This window comes from Neochlamydia sp. EPS4, assembly GCF_000813665.1.
Lineage (GTDB): Bacteria > Chlamydiota > Chlamydiia > Chlamydiales > Parachlamydiaceae > Neochlamydia.
On record NZ_JSDQ01000089.1, the window covers coordinates 1 to 14,863 of the forward strand.

The following is a 14,863-nucleotide window of genomic DNA, read 5'->3' on the forward strand; positions in this document are numbered from 1 at the left end:
AATTCATTGGGCAAGCTTTCAATAGATGTCGATGAGATAGGATGCATTTTATTTCTTTGGGGGAGGGATAACTTTTCAGTATTTTTATTTTCTAGAACAATATAATAATTAAAAAAGCAAGTCAAAAGAATTCGTATCCTTATCAATAGACCTCTTTCGAAATTCACTCAATCAACTCTAAATTATAAATTCCTGCGATTAAATTGAACCTTAACGAAAATCTTTTGCGCCTATTTCGGTAGCGATCGCATATAATTTTAAATCGCTTCAGATTACCAATAACCCACATTCCGCAGGTTAAAACAATGGTTGGATAATTTTTTTTATTATTTTGAGAAATTAACTTAAGTTTTTTTTAAGAAAAAACTAAGCTTGTTCCTCTCAAAGCAAAGAAAGAGAGGATATAAACGATGGAAGAGTATAGTAGCAAAGATCTTGACCACTTAGGGATTGTTTCTGCCATGTGTGACGAAATCAATTTAGTGAGCATGATAGATCAGCTAATTCCCCCCCGATCCCCGAGCTATTATGACAACAGGAGAATGTATCAAATTAATGGTCATCAATGAGTTAGGTTTTACTTCGTGTCCCTTATATTTAGAAGCACAACTTTATGCAAGTAAACCTGTGGAACGATTATTAGGAAGAGTATGTAAATCTGAAAATGTATCTGATGATCGTTTAGGTAGAGCGCTAGGCCGCTGCTACGGATATGGATGTGATGCTATCTTTTCAGCCATTGCCTTGCAAGTCTGCTCAAAATTTAATGTTAATAAAAAATTTCAACATTTAGATACAACAAGTATGTCTGTTCAAGGTCAATATTCATCGGAGGAGCAAGTTCCTATTATTACGTTTGGACATTCAAAAGACTATCGACCTGATCTTAAATAATTTATGATTTCTTTAATTTGCAGCCAAGATGGAGATGTTCCTTTATTAGCCCAAGCGCTTGCAGGTAATACCTCGGATAAAAGCCATTTTAGGAAAACTTTAAAGGAGCTTAAAGCCCAAATTAAAGATAGATCCAAACCCCATTATTTCGTTGCCGATAGTGCTATGTATACCGCTGACACACTAAAAGATATTTCCAATGGTATGAAATGGGTAACGCGTGTTCCAGAACAAATAGGAGCAGCCTATGAGCTTGTATCTAGTTTTTCTAAAGAAGAAATGGAAAAGCTGTCTGCGGATTACTGGGACGTTGAATTAGGTTCTATCTATGCAGGAATTCCCCAACGGTGGCTTTTAGTCCATTCTGAACAAGCTTTTATAAGGGAAAAGAAAACCTTAGATAGGCAAATAGAAAAAGAGCTGCAAGCAAAAGTCAAAGAATTAAAGCAGCTTGCCTCAAAAGCTTTTGATTGCGAAAAAGATGCTAAAGCAGCCTTGAAAGCTTTTGAAAAAAAGCTTAAATATCATCGTCTAGACAAAATAAATACTATACAAAAACGAAGCAAGCAAGAACCTGGCAGGCCTAAAAAAGAGCAAGCTTTATCGGTCCAGTATAGAATGGAGGCAGCCTTAGCAAAAGATGAGCAAAAAATTTCCAATAGCTTACAAAGAAAAGGAAAATTTATCCTGGCCACTAATGAGCTGAATGCCGAGCTTCTTTCAAATGATGATCTGTTAGACAATTATAAAGGCCAACAATCGGTGGAAAGAGGATTCCGCTTTCTAAAAGATCCATTATTTATGACTTCTTCGGTATTCCTTAAAAATGAGCAAAGAATTATAGCTTTAGCCATGATCATGTGTCTTTGCTTGCTAGTTTATACCCTTACCCAGCGCCATTTACGTCAACAATTAGAAAAGCTGTCTACCTCTATTCCTAATCAATTAGGAAAACCTACAAAGATGCCTACCATGCGCTGGATTTTCCAAGTTTTTGAAGGTGTACACCTTTTAATCAAACGGACTCCTGAAGGCATAAAAGAGTTAATCCTTAATTTAAATCCTAATATGAAACACATTTTACATGTTTTAGAGCCTCCTTTTTCAGAAATTATATACTCATGGAGATTAACTTGCGGAATGTGGGTTTTTGCCTCGATAGAAAAGCTTTCAAAAATTAAAAAATATTTTTTATCCTAGCAAATTAAAAATATGACGACTTTTTACCGAGAAGGCTAAAGCAAAAAGATATATTAAAAAATATTTGTTTACTTATGGGGATAAAGGAATAATTTTCCAGCAACGATGAATTTTAGGATCATGAAAATCTAAAGGCAAAGTTTTAGTAGAGATGTCGATAATCGAACAAGTGCTAAAAAGGCTTTTATCAAAAATAAAGGTGCGCGAATTCGTGCTGAAAAATATTATTCCTTTTTTGCAAAGAAGTTTAATAGCTTTAGACAATAACTCTACATAATCGATTTGAATATCAAACATTTCAAGCATTTTTTTCGAGCGCGAGATAGTAGGAGGATCGATAATGATAATATCGTATTTAGTGCCTGTACGGCTTTCTTGGTTTAGAAATTTTAAGCAGTCTTCACGAATAATAGGATTTTTTTTCAAGGGAAGAGCATTAAGCTCAAAGTTGTCAGCTCCCCAGGCGGTGTAAGTGTTCGACATATCCACGCTTTTTGTAAAAGTTGCTCCAGCTCTCGCCGCATGTACACTAAAAGCGCAAGTGTAGGCAAACAGATTTAAAACCCTTTTGCCTGGACAGGCTGCCGCCACTATTTGACGAGTCTCCCGATGATCTAAAAAAAGCCCGGTATCTAGGTAATCACGAAGATTAATTTTAAACTTCACCCCATATTCATGCCCGATAAAATACTCTTTAGAGCTCTCCTTCTTCTCATATTGCTCCATTTTTTGTCGCCGCACACGCGTGCGCCAATAGATCAACTCAGGGGTGACGCAAAAAAGAGATCCTAAGACTTGCTCAACTTCTTCCTTTAATTCAGCGGAAGGTTCAGGAGCTTCTCTCGTGCGAGAAAAATAATGTACACAAAACCTTCCTGCATAAAAATCGATCGCTAAAGGATAATGCCTTATCTCACGATCATAAATGCGAAAGCAATCAGTAATCGTGCGCTTTGCCCATTTGCGAATGTGACGGTAATTCTTTCTAAGGCGATTTTTAAAAGAAGAACTTTTATCTTCTCCATCTGCTATGGACGGAAGATATAAGGCGGCTTCATTCATGACTATTATCTCATTCCTATTTTTTAGAAAAATTGCATTAGAAAGGCTATTAAAAATCAGTAGACTTCGTAAGAATATCTGACAATAATAAAATATTTTTAACGTTTAAGGAAAGCTTTTTAATAGAAATCTCTCTTCAAACAATTAATCTTTAGGGCGAAAAAATTCTATCTAAAATCCTAGGTGCTGTCGTAAGGGCTTAGAAGAGTCTAGCTACTTGCCTACCAATAACTGAAGGGAAATGACCTAAGAAATTATTAATATTTAGAAGGGGAATATTTATGGAAGAATAGGTAGAAAAGAGAATAGAGGCACAATAATCTACCCTTTAATAAGGTGTTTAAGAACGTTTACTTTATTATCCTAATTTTTAAGTAAAAAACTACTCAGGGGTGCTTTAAGGCACCCCTGAACATCAATTCTTAAAGTTTGCTTTCCGATGTCTCGTTTGTGGAAGAGATATCTTTAGCTCCTTCGTTTTTCATGATCTCGTAAGCACGAGTCACTTCCTCACGCGTATCAGCATGCGCGCTGATTAAAATATTGCCAGCCTTTAAGCCAGCTTCATATCTTTTTGCTTCATTTTCTGGAATTCCTGCACCAACAATGGCTCCTACCAAAAGACCTAAGCCTCCCCCTACAGCCGAACCACTTAAAGCAGCCATAATCGGGCCAGCAGCAATAAGAGCTCCTAGTCCGGGGATAGCTAACGAACCAATTCCAGCCAGCAATCCCAAAGAACCACCAAGCACTCCACCTGCCGCAGCTCCTACAGCTCCCATTTCAGAAGCTTTGGAGCCCGTGCTGCTAGAAGAGAGGTCCTTATCAGCCGTTCTTGCAAAGTCTCCTTCCACAGCTTCGCCATACCTATTGGAGGTAGCTGTCGGCTGATTTTGATCAGGAGAAAGGATAGAAATATCCTCATTATGAAATCCGGCAGATAAAAGTTGTGATACAATTCGTTGAGCCTGAGCTTCATTACTAGCTAAGCCAAAAACTACTTTTTTCATAACAGCCTCCATAAATTAATATTTTTTTCCGGTTATTTCTAGTTGATTTTCTATTTTTCTTATTCCAGGAATCTCTTTGGTTTTTCCAATAATAATTTCTCTTTCTTCAAGTGTGGCAATAGGACCCCGTAAAGTTACCACTCCATCAATTGTTATAATTCTAATGTTCTTTGCATTCATAGACAAAGAATCATCTTTCACTATAGCCTGGCGAATTTTTTGGGTAATGGTACGATCTGCTTCACTTTCCGATTGATCTAATGGAGTTTTTTCTACTGCATAGCGATCAGCTTTATCCCTTAAATAATCTGAGGGCTCTCCTTTGGGTGAAGAAGGGACAGATTTATCCTTGGTATCACAAGAAATAACAGCTAAAGATAACAGCGTCATTAAAAAAACTTTTTTCATAGAAACCTCCTAAAAGTTAACCATAGTTTGTAAATAGAGACTTATATGCAAATCTTAATTTCAATCTAACGTGGTGGCATTATCTAACAATACACCCAGTAGAATAAAAATTTTCCTCGCAAGATCAAATTAACAACAGGGCACACTGTCACCTATCGAACGCCATTTCTAACCTTAACTTTAGTGTCAGGAGATGGCGGGATAGGGAACACTCAATAAAAAAAACTAAACTAACAAAAACTCTTTAGAGTAAAACCTAATTCTTTAGTATTTCAGCTTTTAGCACTTTACTCACTTCTTCTTTTAGATTTATAAAAGTATAGTTGTGTCGGCACAGCTTTTTTGTTATTAAAGTCCTTATTTAATTTAAGGCTTTTTCCAGTGCTTTAACTTTTAAAATATTTTCTCTTAATTTTTAATTTTATCAATTAGGCTGTATGAGATATACAATCTATCTTAAAGTAATTTTTGTCTACAGTAAATGTTGCTTTCTTGATTGAATAAATGCTTTTTCAAAAAACAAATTATTACATTAAAGAATCAGGAAAAACGCTCTAAAAGAGGCTTAAACTCATTCTTTTTAAAATTATTCATAATAATGAGCCTTTGAGTATCACCATCGCCAAGGTAAAATAGATGACAATTCCTACTACATCTACAATGGTAGCCACTAAGGGAGCTGAAGAGGTAGCGGGATCAAATCCTAGACGGCGTAAAACAAAAGGCAACATAGCTCCTGAAAGTGATCCCCATAGTACCACTCCTATTAAAGAAAAAAAGATAGTAACGGCCATTAAAAACCAATGTTCACCATATACATGCCCTAAAGTCCCCCATAGCGAAACCCGAATAAACCCAACCACCCCTAATACTAAGCCTAAGGAAGCGCCTAAAAGAAATTCTCCCCGCATAATATTCCACCAATCTTTGAGCTTCACTTCACCTAAAGCCATTGCGCGAATAATGAGGGTAGAAGATTGTGAGCCCGCATTTCCCCCACTGGAAATTATCAAAGGAAGAAATAAAGCTAAAACGACAGCTCGTGAAATTTGATTTTCGAAGAAACCCATGGCTGTAGCTGTAAACATTTCGCCTACAAATAGTATGACCAGCCAACGAGCTCTTTTTTTTATTAATTCAAAAAAAGGAGTCTCCAAATAAGGCTCATCTAGAGCATCACTTCCACCAATTTTATGCACTTCGTTAGTATTTTCTTCAGAAGCTAATCGTAAAATATCATCAATGGTGACGATACCTAGCAAAACTCCTTCATCATTTATAACTGGTAAAGCAACGCGATTATACTCTTTAAATAGATTAATAGCTTCTTCAGCTGCATCATGAACGGATAAAGCTAAAAATTTTTGATCCGTAATTTGGGCAATTTTATACTCTTTTGGATGAAAAAGTATCTCTTTAAGCCTTAAATCATCAATCAAGATACCTGCATCATCCACCACGTAAATTACATCAATCGTTTCACTATCTTTTCCATACTCTCTAATATAATCAAATACCTGTTCTATACTCCAATTCATCTTGACTGCTATATAATCCGTAGTGATCAGCCGTCCTACGCTATCTTCCGGATAGCCTAGCAAGGTTAAAGTTTCAAGGCGTTGCTCAGGGGGCAAAAGTTTTAAATAATCTTCCACCACCTGCTGAGGTAATTCCTCTAAAAGAGCAGTACGATCATCAGATCGCATAGCTGTTAGCATGCTTGCAATTTGCGTAGAAGATAATGAGCGCAAAATTTGCTTTTTTTGCTTATCAGAAAGGTAATCAAATGTTTCAGCTGCTTGTTGAGGAGATAACAAAGTAAAAACAAATAATCGATCAGGCATAGTTTTTTTTTCTATCAGATCGGCTATTTCAAATCCTGAGAGAGATTTTAAACTCTCCTGTAATTCTTGATCTTTTTTATCTTTAATTAAATGATTGAGGGAGGTCAAAGGGGAGACTTTCATGAAAAAACCTTCTTCTACTCTTTTGTAAGCTTTTATTCATAGCCTATGTGCGATTATCTTCACAATTTATTTCTTGGCCTTGCCCACCTAAGGTCCCCCAAGATAAGAAGCTTTTTATTTGCTATGGCTTCCTTACAAAAAAGTTATAAGCTTGCTCCTGTTTATATATAAACGGTCTTGATAAAAATAATTAAATTTCCAATCAATTGGACATACAACATAAAAAAACGGATAAGAAAAAACTTCTTACAGCTTATTCCTCCAAGCTAACTTAAAGGATATAAATCAAAGAAGAACTTGTAGATGAAGATTTCTTGAAAACTACTCAGAAAGATAAATAAAAAGAATACTTTTTATTTTTCAGCAAACCAAGAAAAAAGGATTTTTGGATGGAAAAACACTATCAAGGTGCCTCTCCTATTTTTTCTATTTCATGCTCACTCAAGAGATTACATAAAAAATTTAAACAAACCTAAACGGTGCCAATTATATTTATATGTATATAAAATAAATTTTAATGTATTTTGAGGTTAGCATACATAGTTTTTTTTTAAGAGGTTTTATGAATATAAGCTTTACTCGTTGTTGTGGTTTTTCTCTTTTCATTTTAGGGGGAATTTTATTACCTCTTCAGGCTGATCCTAGTGATCAAGGCAAGCATACTCTTTCGCAATATCCTCAGCCCAGTCCTAAAAAATCGCAAGCTTATAGGCCTCCGTCTGATGATCAAAATTATAATAACCTTACTGACCCTTCTGCTAATCCTAGCAATATTCCCCCTTCTAATCCTCCTGGCTTTTATGGCGGTTTTTATGGGTCACCGCCACCCCCTACAGCTAAGCAGTCATTTCCCGATAAAGCTGCAGCAGATGAGCTCTATAAGCATATTCAAAGCAGGTGAGCCTTAATTAAGGCTAATCTGCAATTTTAGCCTTAAAGTGGATAGAAACCGGCAAGGGGTAAGAGCCAGATATAAGGATTTTTATCGTATTTAAGTTAAAAGAGGATTTTGTCTGATAGCCAATCCAAAGATTTTTTTTCGTAGCGCCTCATCTTTTTTGCAGAAAAATGGGTTCAAGACGCCTTTTTTTTGAAAAAAAAGCAAGGTAGGGAACGGAAATAATTTTAGGAGCAGCTGAGTGTGTTTAAAATGACTCAGTCCGCTCTATTAGCTATATTTTAAGAGTTTTGTGTAGTAGAAGGTAATATACCTTTTACCTCCACCCCTCTCCCTGTTTATTATTTTTCACTTTTAACAGAGATCCGCTTAGCTTCAGAAGATTTGGCTTTTTGAAAGCTAATCTGTAAAACACCATCTTTATAAGAGGCTTGAGGTTCTTCACGATCGTTAACTTGTTCGGGGAGAGCTACGCTATAAGAAAATGAACGCATCGATCTTCTATAAAATTTCTTATCTCTATCACTTTCTTCTTCTTTTTTCTCGCCTTTAATCCAAAGAACACCTTTATTTAAATTAATTTCAATCTCTTCTGGATTTAAACCAGGCATAGCGGCTTCTACGATAATGTTATTATTTTTATCCTCATAAATAGTAAGCCCTTGATCTCTTTCCTCACCATAAAATTGCTCAAGCTCACGCATGAGGTTTTTTGGAAAACGAAATAAGGGGTCACGATTGAAAATGGAAGGGAATAGGTTAAAAGACATTTTATACCTCCTTAAAATCAGTTATAGGATTAAACGAACGATATAAATTAATACTTTTTTATCATATCTAATGATTAACTGTCAAAAGGATACGCGTCACTAATAATTTGAAAAGTGACTCGGCAGATTGCCGGCAATTTTTCGGACTTGCTGTGGAAACAACCCAATCTCTTGTCTTTTATGGCCCCTCTTATACTAGCCTTTATTCCCTATATTAACGCCTCTTAAGCTTTGAGGCCTTGAATCTCTTTCATTTTATTTATAGTTAAAGGCTTAATGGAGAATCCTGCTTGTTTTGCAGAACGAAAATTTCCTCCAAAGCACCGCTTCATGCAATCCATAGCTATGCCAGCAAGAAAGCTTTTTTAATACTCGTAAGTCTTCTGCCAAAACTTCCTAGCGCTATTATCTTCTCCCAGCCTTTAGTAAATTTTGAGCCATCTTTTCTCTTCTCCTCTATGAATGGCTCGCCTCTTCTCTTAACCTGACTCCTCGTCGCATTCTTGGTATTTATGGATGATTTGTCACCCCGTTTTTCCTATTATCTATCGATTTATCTATCGATCGATAAGCTATTATCCCTCTCCTGGCACAAATTCTGTTTGCCTTCAGGCCATGGTCTAATTGTATATAGGAATAGATCATAAGCAAAAGGAGTAAGGATTTCTCTGGCTCTCAAGTGTCGTATCCAACAGGACAGCTTGATCCCTAATCCCTAGGATTATAGAGTTAAATACAATTTTTGAGAAAAACCTGCCAAAGAAAAGAAAAGCCCATAACTTGGTAAGTTTCAAAAGCTTTTGAATAAAATGTTAACTTCTTTTTCTTAGAATAAATTTTTACCACCCAAGTTTTCAGAAAACTTAAGTCATCTACCCCTGTAAAAAATTATATTTATGAAGCTTGGTTTTTTGCTAAAATCAGGCTTTGAAGCCTTTTTTACCCAACTACAAGCAAGCTAAATAAGCAAATAAAAAATATAATTAATATTTTTTTCATCAACTTTGGTGACACAAAAAAGACAAAAATGTAAAAGGAGTAAGCCAAGCGTTTGACATAAACAAAGCACTTATTTAGCATAAGTGTCATTTTTACTGTAATCTCTCGAGTACTAGGCTATAATACTAGAGCATTATTAAAATTGCCCATTTTTATTTCATAAGCTGACCCTTACACGAGAAGCTGAAAACTTAATCTACAAGCCTTAAGGAAACATTACCATGCTAATTCACAACTTTTTTCTCCAGCTTGTCATTATTCTATTTATGGCTAGAGTGTTAGGAGAATTTTTCGCTAGGTTTAATATTCCCTCTGTTATTGGTGAACTTTTTGCCGGCGTTCTCATTGGACCTAGCCTATTTAACTTAATAGAGCCTAACGAGATGATTAAGTTATTGGCAGAAATAGGAATTATTCTTCTTCTTTTTGAAGTAGGACTTGAAACGGATATGGGAAGGTTAGCAAAGACAGGCAGCAAACCTTTTATAGTAGCAGTAGGAGGAGTTATCATTCCTTTTACGCTCGGTTTTCTTGTCAGCTACCAACTATTTGACTTAAGCCTACTTGTATCTTTATTTATTGCAAGCACATTGACAGCGACTAGCATTGGAATAACAATTCGAGTGCTTACTGATCTTAAAAAACAGAGTAGCGATGAAGCTCAAATTGTACTTGGCGCAGCTGTCATCGACGATATCATAGGTATTATTTTGTTATCTATCCTTTATGAATTCTCTCAAGGAGGAGGGATTAGCTTTATAAATATTGGCAAAGTGCTCGTATTTATCTGTTTATTTCTTATTTTAGCCCCTATCGCTGCTAAATTTATTTCTAATGTTATCAAACATTATGAAGAGAAAAGTGAGATTCCAGGACTTCTTCCCACCACTATCGTTTCTCTAATATTATTGTTTGCTTGGCTAGCTCATCAGATGGGAGCTCCTGCACTTTTAGGAGGATTTGCAGCAGGCCTTGCGCTTTCTCGACAATTCTTCCTACCTTGGGGAACTTATTCTCCTCTTAACGAAGAGTTTTCTCATAAAGTGGAAACCCAAATGAAGCCAATTGTTCATTTATTTACTCCTCTATTTTTTGTCACGATAGGTTTATCTTTAAACCTTAGCGAAATCAATTGGGGCTCAACCTTCATTTGGCTACTCTCTATTTCTATACTTATCGCCGCAATAGTGGGTAAGCTATCATCAGGCTTCCTTCTTTTTAAAGAAAGCAAATGGATCAAATGGGCTGTGGGTATTGCGATGGTGCCTCGAGGAGAAGTAGGGCTAATTTTTGCAGAAGTTGGGAAAGATAGCAAAGTTTTTGATAACGATTTGTACGCTTCTATGATCATTGTGATTGCCATTACTACGGTCTTTACCCCCTTCTTTATGCGATTCTTCTACAATCTTCAAGCTCAGGCAGAAAATGAAGTAAAAAGCTAATCGATAGGTAACATTAATGATAATAAAAAAGGGCTCTAAATGCTGCTATTTAAAGCAAAATTTTTTGTTAGCTTGCATAGTGTACCTTTCGTAGCCTTCTACCCCTAGCTTTGCTAAGAGTCTAAAGTACCAAATTGCATAGGGAAATTTAATAAGAAGATAGGAAAAACTTATCTCAGATGGCCTTAAGTTCTTATTTGTAAGAAACGCTTTAAGGGGGCTTTTCTTACAAAAAATTATAAGGGATCAAGGAGACACTAGTATTGCTTGGCATGTAAAACAATTTCTAGGCTTTTGATTTTCCCATCCCCTGCTGGCTTATAAGGTTTTTTTATACAAGCATTTTTATATCAAAATGCTGCACAGGCCTGTTGGTTGATTCTAGGAGCAACGGTTATTACCTCTTGCATAAAGCCAGGCATGGTGCTAGCTTGAAGTCTTAAGCTCGCTTAAGAATTAAAGAATAGCTAATAAGCTTTAAAAAAACTAAGCCTGCATACCCAGCCCTCTGAAAGCTGTCTCTTTACCTAAGGAGATTCATTTATAAGGCATGCGATTGCATAAAGGGTAGCTCAAACGCTTGGAAAAAGCTACTTCTGCCGATAGAAAAGTCAAGCCTTCATCTGCTTGTTAGTGCAGAGGGTTGACCTCATTAGCTTTAGGGTAACCATTAAAAGGCTCACAGCTAGGTAGAAATATTTAGTTTATCATTTGCAAAAACACTTATGGGAGTAGCCTAGGAGCATACAGCATTGCAAATAGGAAAATTCCATCATTTATACTATTTAATGCAAACTCTTCTAAAGTCTAAATTTTGCTTAATCCCCGAACCAACAGGCTTGACATTACGAGGTTTTTCTTGTATAAAACCCTTAAATATTAGGGGATTTATGACAACTCCAGAGTCGGAACTTTTTGAAATAGCAGAAACCCAGCAAGGATATTTTACCTTTCAACAAGCGACAGCTGCTGGATTCTGTGATAAAAATCATGCGTATCATATCAAAACCGGTGATTGGGTTAAAGCTTTTAGGGGTATATACCGTCTCGCCAAATATCCGGTAGGCGAAAGAGAAGAACTCGTTCTTTGGTTCCTATGGTCTAGAAATCGATCAAATGTCCCACAAGGAGTATATTCTCATTATACAGCTCTTGATCTGTATGAGCTGTCGGATAACATGCCATCAAAATTACACATGACTGTTCCTTTGGGATTTAGAAGAATGGCAAAAATTCCAGAGATTCTGATTTTGCATAGAGATAATTTACACACCGATGAAATTGTGATGAAGCAAGGCTATAAAGTCACAACGCCGTTGCGAACCTTGATTGATGTTTTAGAAGATAGTGTGCTCTCTGAAGATTTATTAATGCAGGCTGTTCAGGATGCTAAGAAAAAGGGGCTAATCACAAAATATGCTATTAAAGCCAATCAAAGATGTCCTGCTAAAGTCGCTGAAAGGCTCCTAAAAATGATGGAAGAAGCATATGGGTAAAATATTTAAAACGGTAACAGCTTTATTGGAGAGGAAAACCTGTCTATAGTGGCGTGTGAATTATTTATAAAACCTGTGGACGGTAAGAAACGTCCAAAAGAATGGGGGCGGTTGGACTCGAACCAACGCAGACCGAAGTCGAGAGATTTACAGTCTCTTGCCATTGCCACTAGGCGACACCCCCAGAAGGATGCTGACAGTAGGAATTGAACCCACAACCGTCCGATTACAAGTCGGGTGCTCTACCAATTGAGCTATGTCAGCTTACACAATACTCGTTTAAAAGATAGCGTTTAATTATGCGTAATTTATAGCAAAAATGCATGATTAGCGGCAAGTTATTTTATAAAAAAATAACGGTATATTCTAATTTTTTAGTGTTCAAGAAGTTAGTGCATTTTTTTCAAGAATCGTTTGGCTTAACAATCCTACGCAGGCTATAGGCAAGCTTAAGAGAAGCCTTAAGCTTGCTCTATAAAAAGATCTTAATCAATCATTCCGTCTTCTCTAAAGAGGGGGCTTCTACAGAAGAGACTTCCTTTTCCACATGGAGTAGGGGCGGTTGCTGCTTAAAAGTTTTAGCAATAGAATCTCCGAAAGTGCGTTCCATAAGATTAGGCATAGCAGGCTGATTTAACCATTTAGCAGTAAGTTTCTTTTTAGTGTACTTTTTTCCCCAACAACAATTTTTATATTTCTTTCCTGATCCGCAGGGGCAGGGATCATTACGGCTCACTTTTTCTGTCATATCCATATCCTTTAGGCTATATTGGTAAGATTTAGAGCAAATTTTAGAAATGCCTTGACTCCGCCTCTAAGGGTACTATAAAGTATTTGGTAATTATTTTTAAATAAAAGTTAATTTTTTATGACTATCTCTATACCTATTGCTCAACCGCCCTGGTCGCGCTTAGGTAAAAAATTAGAAAGCACTTTTCGTCGAGCTCTTTATGACTATCAAATGCTAGAGAGCAATAATAAGATAGCGATAGCCCTATCGGGAGGAAAAGATAGCTTGACTCTATTATTTTTACTAAAAGCTATATCAGGTAAGGGCTTTCCTGAATTAGATATATATGCCATCCTTGTTAATGGCGAATTTTCTTGCGGTGCAGGCGTAAATGTCACCTACTTAAAAGCTATTTGCGATCAGCTAGGCGTCCATTTTATTGTTAAAGAATCTAAGCAAAAACTCGAAACACTTGAATGCTACAGTTGTTCTCGCGAAAGAAGATCTCTTCTTTTTGAAGCTGCTAAAAGTGTAGGAGCCACTACTATTGCTTTTGGCCATCACCGTGATGATAACATTCAGACCCTGTTAATGAATTTGTTGCATAAAGGTGAATTTGCAGGAAATTTACCCAAAATTTATATGCAAAAATATGGAATAACGATTATACGCCCTCTTATTTACATTCAAGAAGAAGATATTCGTGCTTTTGCAGAGCAGTATGGATTCATAAGAATTATGTGCCGATGTCCTGTAGGACAAAATTCCATGCGCAAGAAAGTAAAGGAACTAATTAAAGAAATAGAAATTCTTTACCCTTATGCTAGCGAAAATATTGCCCGAGCCTCTCTTTTATATGGCTCGCATAAAGCTGCTAAGCCCTAATACATAGTGTTGAAATGATCGATAAGAACTGCCAGGATGCTTTTTATAAAACATTCAGTTAGTTAGAAACATAAGCTTAAACTTACCTATAAAAAATCGATCGATTTTCCTTATCAAAATAAATCTTTCCTTAAAGTTTTATTTTGATTTTTTTTAATTCTCTCAAAAAGCTAATCACTTTTATTTTTACTGTTTACATTTGTTGTGGATCTTCATACACTTTTTATCAAAAAGGAGATCAATATGGTTTATTCCAGGTCCAATGAGCATGAAAATCATATCACTATTCAAGGAGTGGAAATTGCTTTAGGATTTCCTGACCAATTCAATTTTCAATGGATAGGTCAAAAAGATGTATTGGATCAACTTCTGGCAGCTTGGTTGGTCATTGATGAAAAAGATATACCTTTAAACCCTCGCTTAATTGGCAAGCCAGGAGTCGGCAAGACTACCCTTGCCTATGCAGCAGCAAAAAAGCTAAATAAAGAGGTTTATATTTTTCAATGCACGATGGATACACGTCCAGAAGATTTACTTATTAGCCCTGTTATAGATAAAGCAGGCGGAATCCGCTATGTAGCTTCCGCTTTAGTTACTGCCATGCTACGAGGGGGCGTCTGTATTCTTGATGAAGCTAATCGCATGAGTGAAAAGTCATGGGCTTCACTGGCTCCTCTTCTCGACACAAGACGCTATATTGAATCCATTGTAGCTGGCCTTAAAGTAGCAGCAGACCCTGGCTTTCGCATCTGTATTACCATGAACGATGATACTTCGACGTTCGAGATTCCGGAATATATTCACAGTCGTTTACAGCCTCAGATCTATTTGGATTTTCCCGAAGCCGAGGAAGAAAAACGCATTCTTAAAGAAAATCTCCCTTTTATTGATGAGTATATTGTTGAGTATGTTATTAATTTTTTACAAAAAGCCCATACTAACGCGGAAAATTATACGATCAGGGACGGAATCAATATTGCACGTTATGCGGCGAAGAGATTAAAAACTTTAGAAAACAGTAAAATTAATATTGATAATTTGCTACGTCAAGCCGTTCTCATGACGCTTGGTGATGAAGCACTTACCCACCTCATGTAAATTT

General features: G+C 36.4%; 13 protein-coding genes, 2 tRNA genes and 2 pseudogenes. 8 read left to right on the top strand and 9 right to left on the bottom strand.

Annotated features, from left to right (window positions below; genetic code table 11):
- Window positions 1–163: 163 nt before the first annotated feature.
- A pseudogene (locus DB42_RS11020) lies at window positions 164–283 on the bottom strand (IS5/IS1182 family transposase); the annotation flags it as partial.
- 127 nt (window positions 284–410) lie between these two features.
- Between DB42_RS11020 and DB42_RS11930 the strand changes: the two are divergent.
- The 3 genes and pseudogenes from DB42_RS11930 to DB42_RS08540 all read left to right on the top strand — a co-directional run bounded on the left by DB42_RS11930 (window position 411) and on the right by DB42_RS08540 (window position 2,094).
- Window positions 411–569, top strand: a complete 159-nt coding sequence (locus DB42_RS11930; RefSeq protein WP_080502345.1) for a DUF4277 domain-containing protein — start codon at window positions 411–413, stop codon at window positions 567–569.
- Window positions 520–894, top strand: a pseudogene (locus DB42_RS10635) (DUF4277 domain-containing protein); the annotation flags it as partial. The gene DB42_RS11930 and the pseudogene DB42_RS10635, both read left to right, overlap by 50 nt.
- A gap of 3 nt (window positions 895–897) precedes the next feature.
- On the top strand, window positions 898–2,094 hold the full coding sequence (locus DB42_RS08540; RefSeq protein WP_052436100.1) for an IS1634 family transposase: 1,197 nt from the start codon (window positions 898–900) through the stop codon (window positions 2,092–2,094).
- Between the two features lie 72 nt (window positions 2,095–2,166).
- Here DB42_RS08540 and DB42_RS08545 read toward each other — a convergent pair whose 3' ends face one another.
- From DB42_RS08545 to mgtE, 4 genes are all read right to left on the bottom strand, one after another.
- Complete coding sequence (locus DB42_RS08545) at window positions 2,167–3,156, bottom strand: class I SAM-dependent methyltransferase (protein ID WP_155117490.1); 990 nt, start codon at window positions 3,154–3,156, stop codon at window positions 2,167–2,169.
- A 422-nt stretch (window positions 3,157–3,578) separates the two neighbouring features.
- Window positions 3,579–4,166, bottom strand: coding sequence for a hypothetical protein (locus DB42_RS08550; protein WP_044882618.1), 588 nt, complete (start codon window positions 4,164–4,166; stop codon window positions 3,579–3,581).
- A gap of 15 nt (window positions 4,167–4,181) precedes the next feature.
- Window positions 4,182–4,574: a BON domain-containing protein gene (locus tag DB42_RS08555; protein WP_039383961.1), complete on the bottom strand. Its 393-nt coding sequence runs from the start codon at window positions 4,572–4,574 to the stop codon at window positions 4,182–4,184.
- Between the two features lie 590 nt (window positions 4,575–5,164).
- The gene (gene mgtE / locus DB42_RS08560; RefSeq protein WP_044882619.1) at window positions 5,165–6,541 is read right to left on the bottom strand and encodes a magnesium transporter; all 1,377 of its coding nucleotides are present in this window, start codon (window positions 6,539–6,541) and stop codon (window positions 5,165–5,167) included.
- 562 nt (window positions 6,542–7,103) lie between these two features.
- On the opposite strand from mgtE, the gene DB42_RS08565 reads away from it, so the two are divergent.
- Window positions 7,104–7,442, top strand: coding sequence for a hypothetical protein (locus tag DB42_RS08565; protein ID WP_052436101.1), 339 nt, complete (start codon window positions 7,104–7,106; stop codon window positions 7,440–7,442).
- Between the two features lie 338 nt (window positions 7,443–7,780).
- Here the strand turns inward: DB42_RS08565 and DB42_RS08570 are convergent, their stop codons facing one another.
- Window positions 7,781–8,209, bottom strand: a complete 429-nt coding sequence (locus tag DB42_RS08570; protein WP_044882621.1) for an Hsp20/alpha crystallin family protein — start codon at window positions 8,207–8,209, stop codon at window positions 7,781–7,783.
- Window positions 8,210–9,429: 1,220 nt separating this feature from the next.
- On the opposite strand from DB42_RS08570, the gene DB42_RS08575 reads away from it, so the two are divergent.
- Together DB42_RS08575 and DB42_RS08580 are read left to right on the top strand one after the other, a co-directional pair.
- On the top strand, window positions 9,430–10,650 hold the full coding sequence (locus tag DB42_RS08575; RefSeq protein ID WP_044882622.1) for a cation:proton antiporter: 1,221 nt from the start codon (window positions 9,430–9,432) through the stop codon (window positions 10,648–10,650).
- A gap of 890 nt (window positions 10,651–11,540) precedes the next feature.
- Window positions 11,541–12,146, top strand: coding sequence for a type IV toxin-antitoxin system AbiEi family antitoxin domain-containing protein (locus DB42_RS08580; RefSeq protein ID WP_044882623.1), 606 nt, complete (start codon window positions 11,541–11,543; stop codon window positions 12,144–12,146).
- Between the two features lie 102 nt (window positions 12,147–12,248).
- Here DB42_RS08580 and DB42_RS08585 read toward each other — a convergent pair.
- The 3 genes from DB42_RS08585 to DB42_RS08595 all read right to left on the bottom strand — a co-directional run bounded on the left by DB42_RS08585 (window position 12,249) and on the right by DB42_RS08595 (window position 12,894).
- A tRNA-Tyr gene (locus DB42_RS08585) sits at window positions 12,249–12,330 on the bottom strand.
- 7 nt (window positions 12,331–12,337) lie between these two features.
- A tRNA-Thr gene (locus DB42_RS08590) sits at window positions 12,338–12,410 on the bottom strand.
- Window positions 12,411–12,639: 229 nt separating this feature from the next.
- Window positions 12,640–12,894 carry an SEC-C metal-binding domain-containing protein gene (locus tag DB42_RS08595; RefSeq protein ID WP_044882624.1) on the bottom strand — a complete coding sequence of 85 codons (255 nt, stop codon included), beginning with the start codon at window positions 12,892–12,894 and terminating at the stop codon, window positions 12,640–12,642.
- A gap of 120 nt (window positions 12,895–13,014) precedes the next feature.
- Between DB42_RS08595 and DB42_RS08600 the strand changes: the two genes are divergently transcribed.
- Together DB42_RS08600 and DB42_RS08605 are read left to right on the top strand one after the other, a co-directional pair.
- Window positions 13,015–13,761 (top strand): ATP-binding protein, encoded by a 747-nt coding sequence (locus DB42_RS08600; RefSeq protein ID WP_044882625.1) that lies wholly within the window; start codon window positions 13,015–13,017, stop codon window positions 13,759–13,761.
- 243 nt (window positions 13,762–14,004) lie between these two features.
- Window positions 14,005–14,859 (top strand): AAA family ATPase, encoded by an 855-nt coding sequence (locus DB42_RS08605; RefSeq protein WP_044882626.1) that lies wholly within the window; start codon window positions 14,005–14,007, stop codon window positions 14,857–14,859.
- Window positions 14,860–14,863: the final 4 nt, after the last annotated feature.

Coding starts and splice junctions, on each gene's coding strand:
- DB42_RS11930 (WP_080502345.1), top strand. CDS start 411: ATGGAAGAGTATAGTAGCAAAGATCTTGACCACTTAGGGATTGTTTCT.
- DB42_RS08540 (WP_052436100.1), top strand. CDS start 898: ATGATTTCTTTAATTTGCAGCCAAGATGGAGATGTTCCTTTATTAGCC.
- DB42_RS08545 (WP_155117490.1), bottom strand. CDS start 3,156: ATGAATGAAGCCGCCTTATATCTTCCGTCCATAGCAGATGGAGAAGAT.
- DB42_RS08550 (WP_044882618.1), bottom strand. CDS start 4,166: ATGAAAAAAGTAGTTTTTGGCTTAGCTAGTAATGAAGCTCAGGCTCAA.
- DB42_RS08555 (WP_039383961.1), bottom strand. CDS start 4,574: ATGAAAAAAGTTTTTTTAATGACGCTGTTATCTTTAGCTGTTATTTCT.
- mgtE (WP_044882619.1), bottom strand. CDS start 6,541: ATGAAAGTCTCCCCTTTGACCTCCCTCAATCATTTAATTAAAGATAAA.
- DB42_RS08565 (WP_052436101.1), top strand. CDS start 7,104: ATGAATATAAGCTTTACTCGTTGTTGTGGTTTTTCTCTTTTCATTTTA.
- DB42_RS08570 (WP_044882621.1), bottom strand. CDS start 8,209: ATGTCTTTTAACCTATTCCCTTCCATTTTCAATCGTGACCCCTTATTT.
- DB42_RS08575 (WP_044882622.1), top strand. CDS start 9,430: ATGCTAATTCACAACTTTTTTCTCCAGCTTGTCATTATTCTATTTATG.
- DB42_RS08580 (WP_044882623.1), top strand. CDS start 11,541: ATGACAACTCCAGAGTCGGAACTTTTTGAAATAGCAGAAACCCAGCAA.
- DB42_RS08595 (WP_044882624.1), bottom strand. CDS start 12,894: ATGACAGAAAAAGTGAGCCGTAATGATCCCTGCCCCTGCGGATCAGGA.
- DB42_RS08600 (WP_044882625.1), top strand. CDS start 13,015: ATGACTATCTCTATACCTATTGCTCAACCGCCCTGGTCGCGCTTAGGT.
- DB42_RS08605 (WP_044882626.1), top strand. CDS start 14,005: ATGGTTTATTCCAGGTCCAATGAGCATGAAAATCATATCACTATTCAA.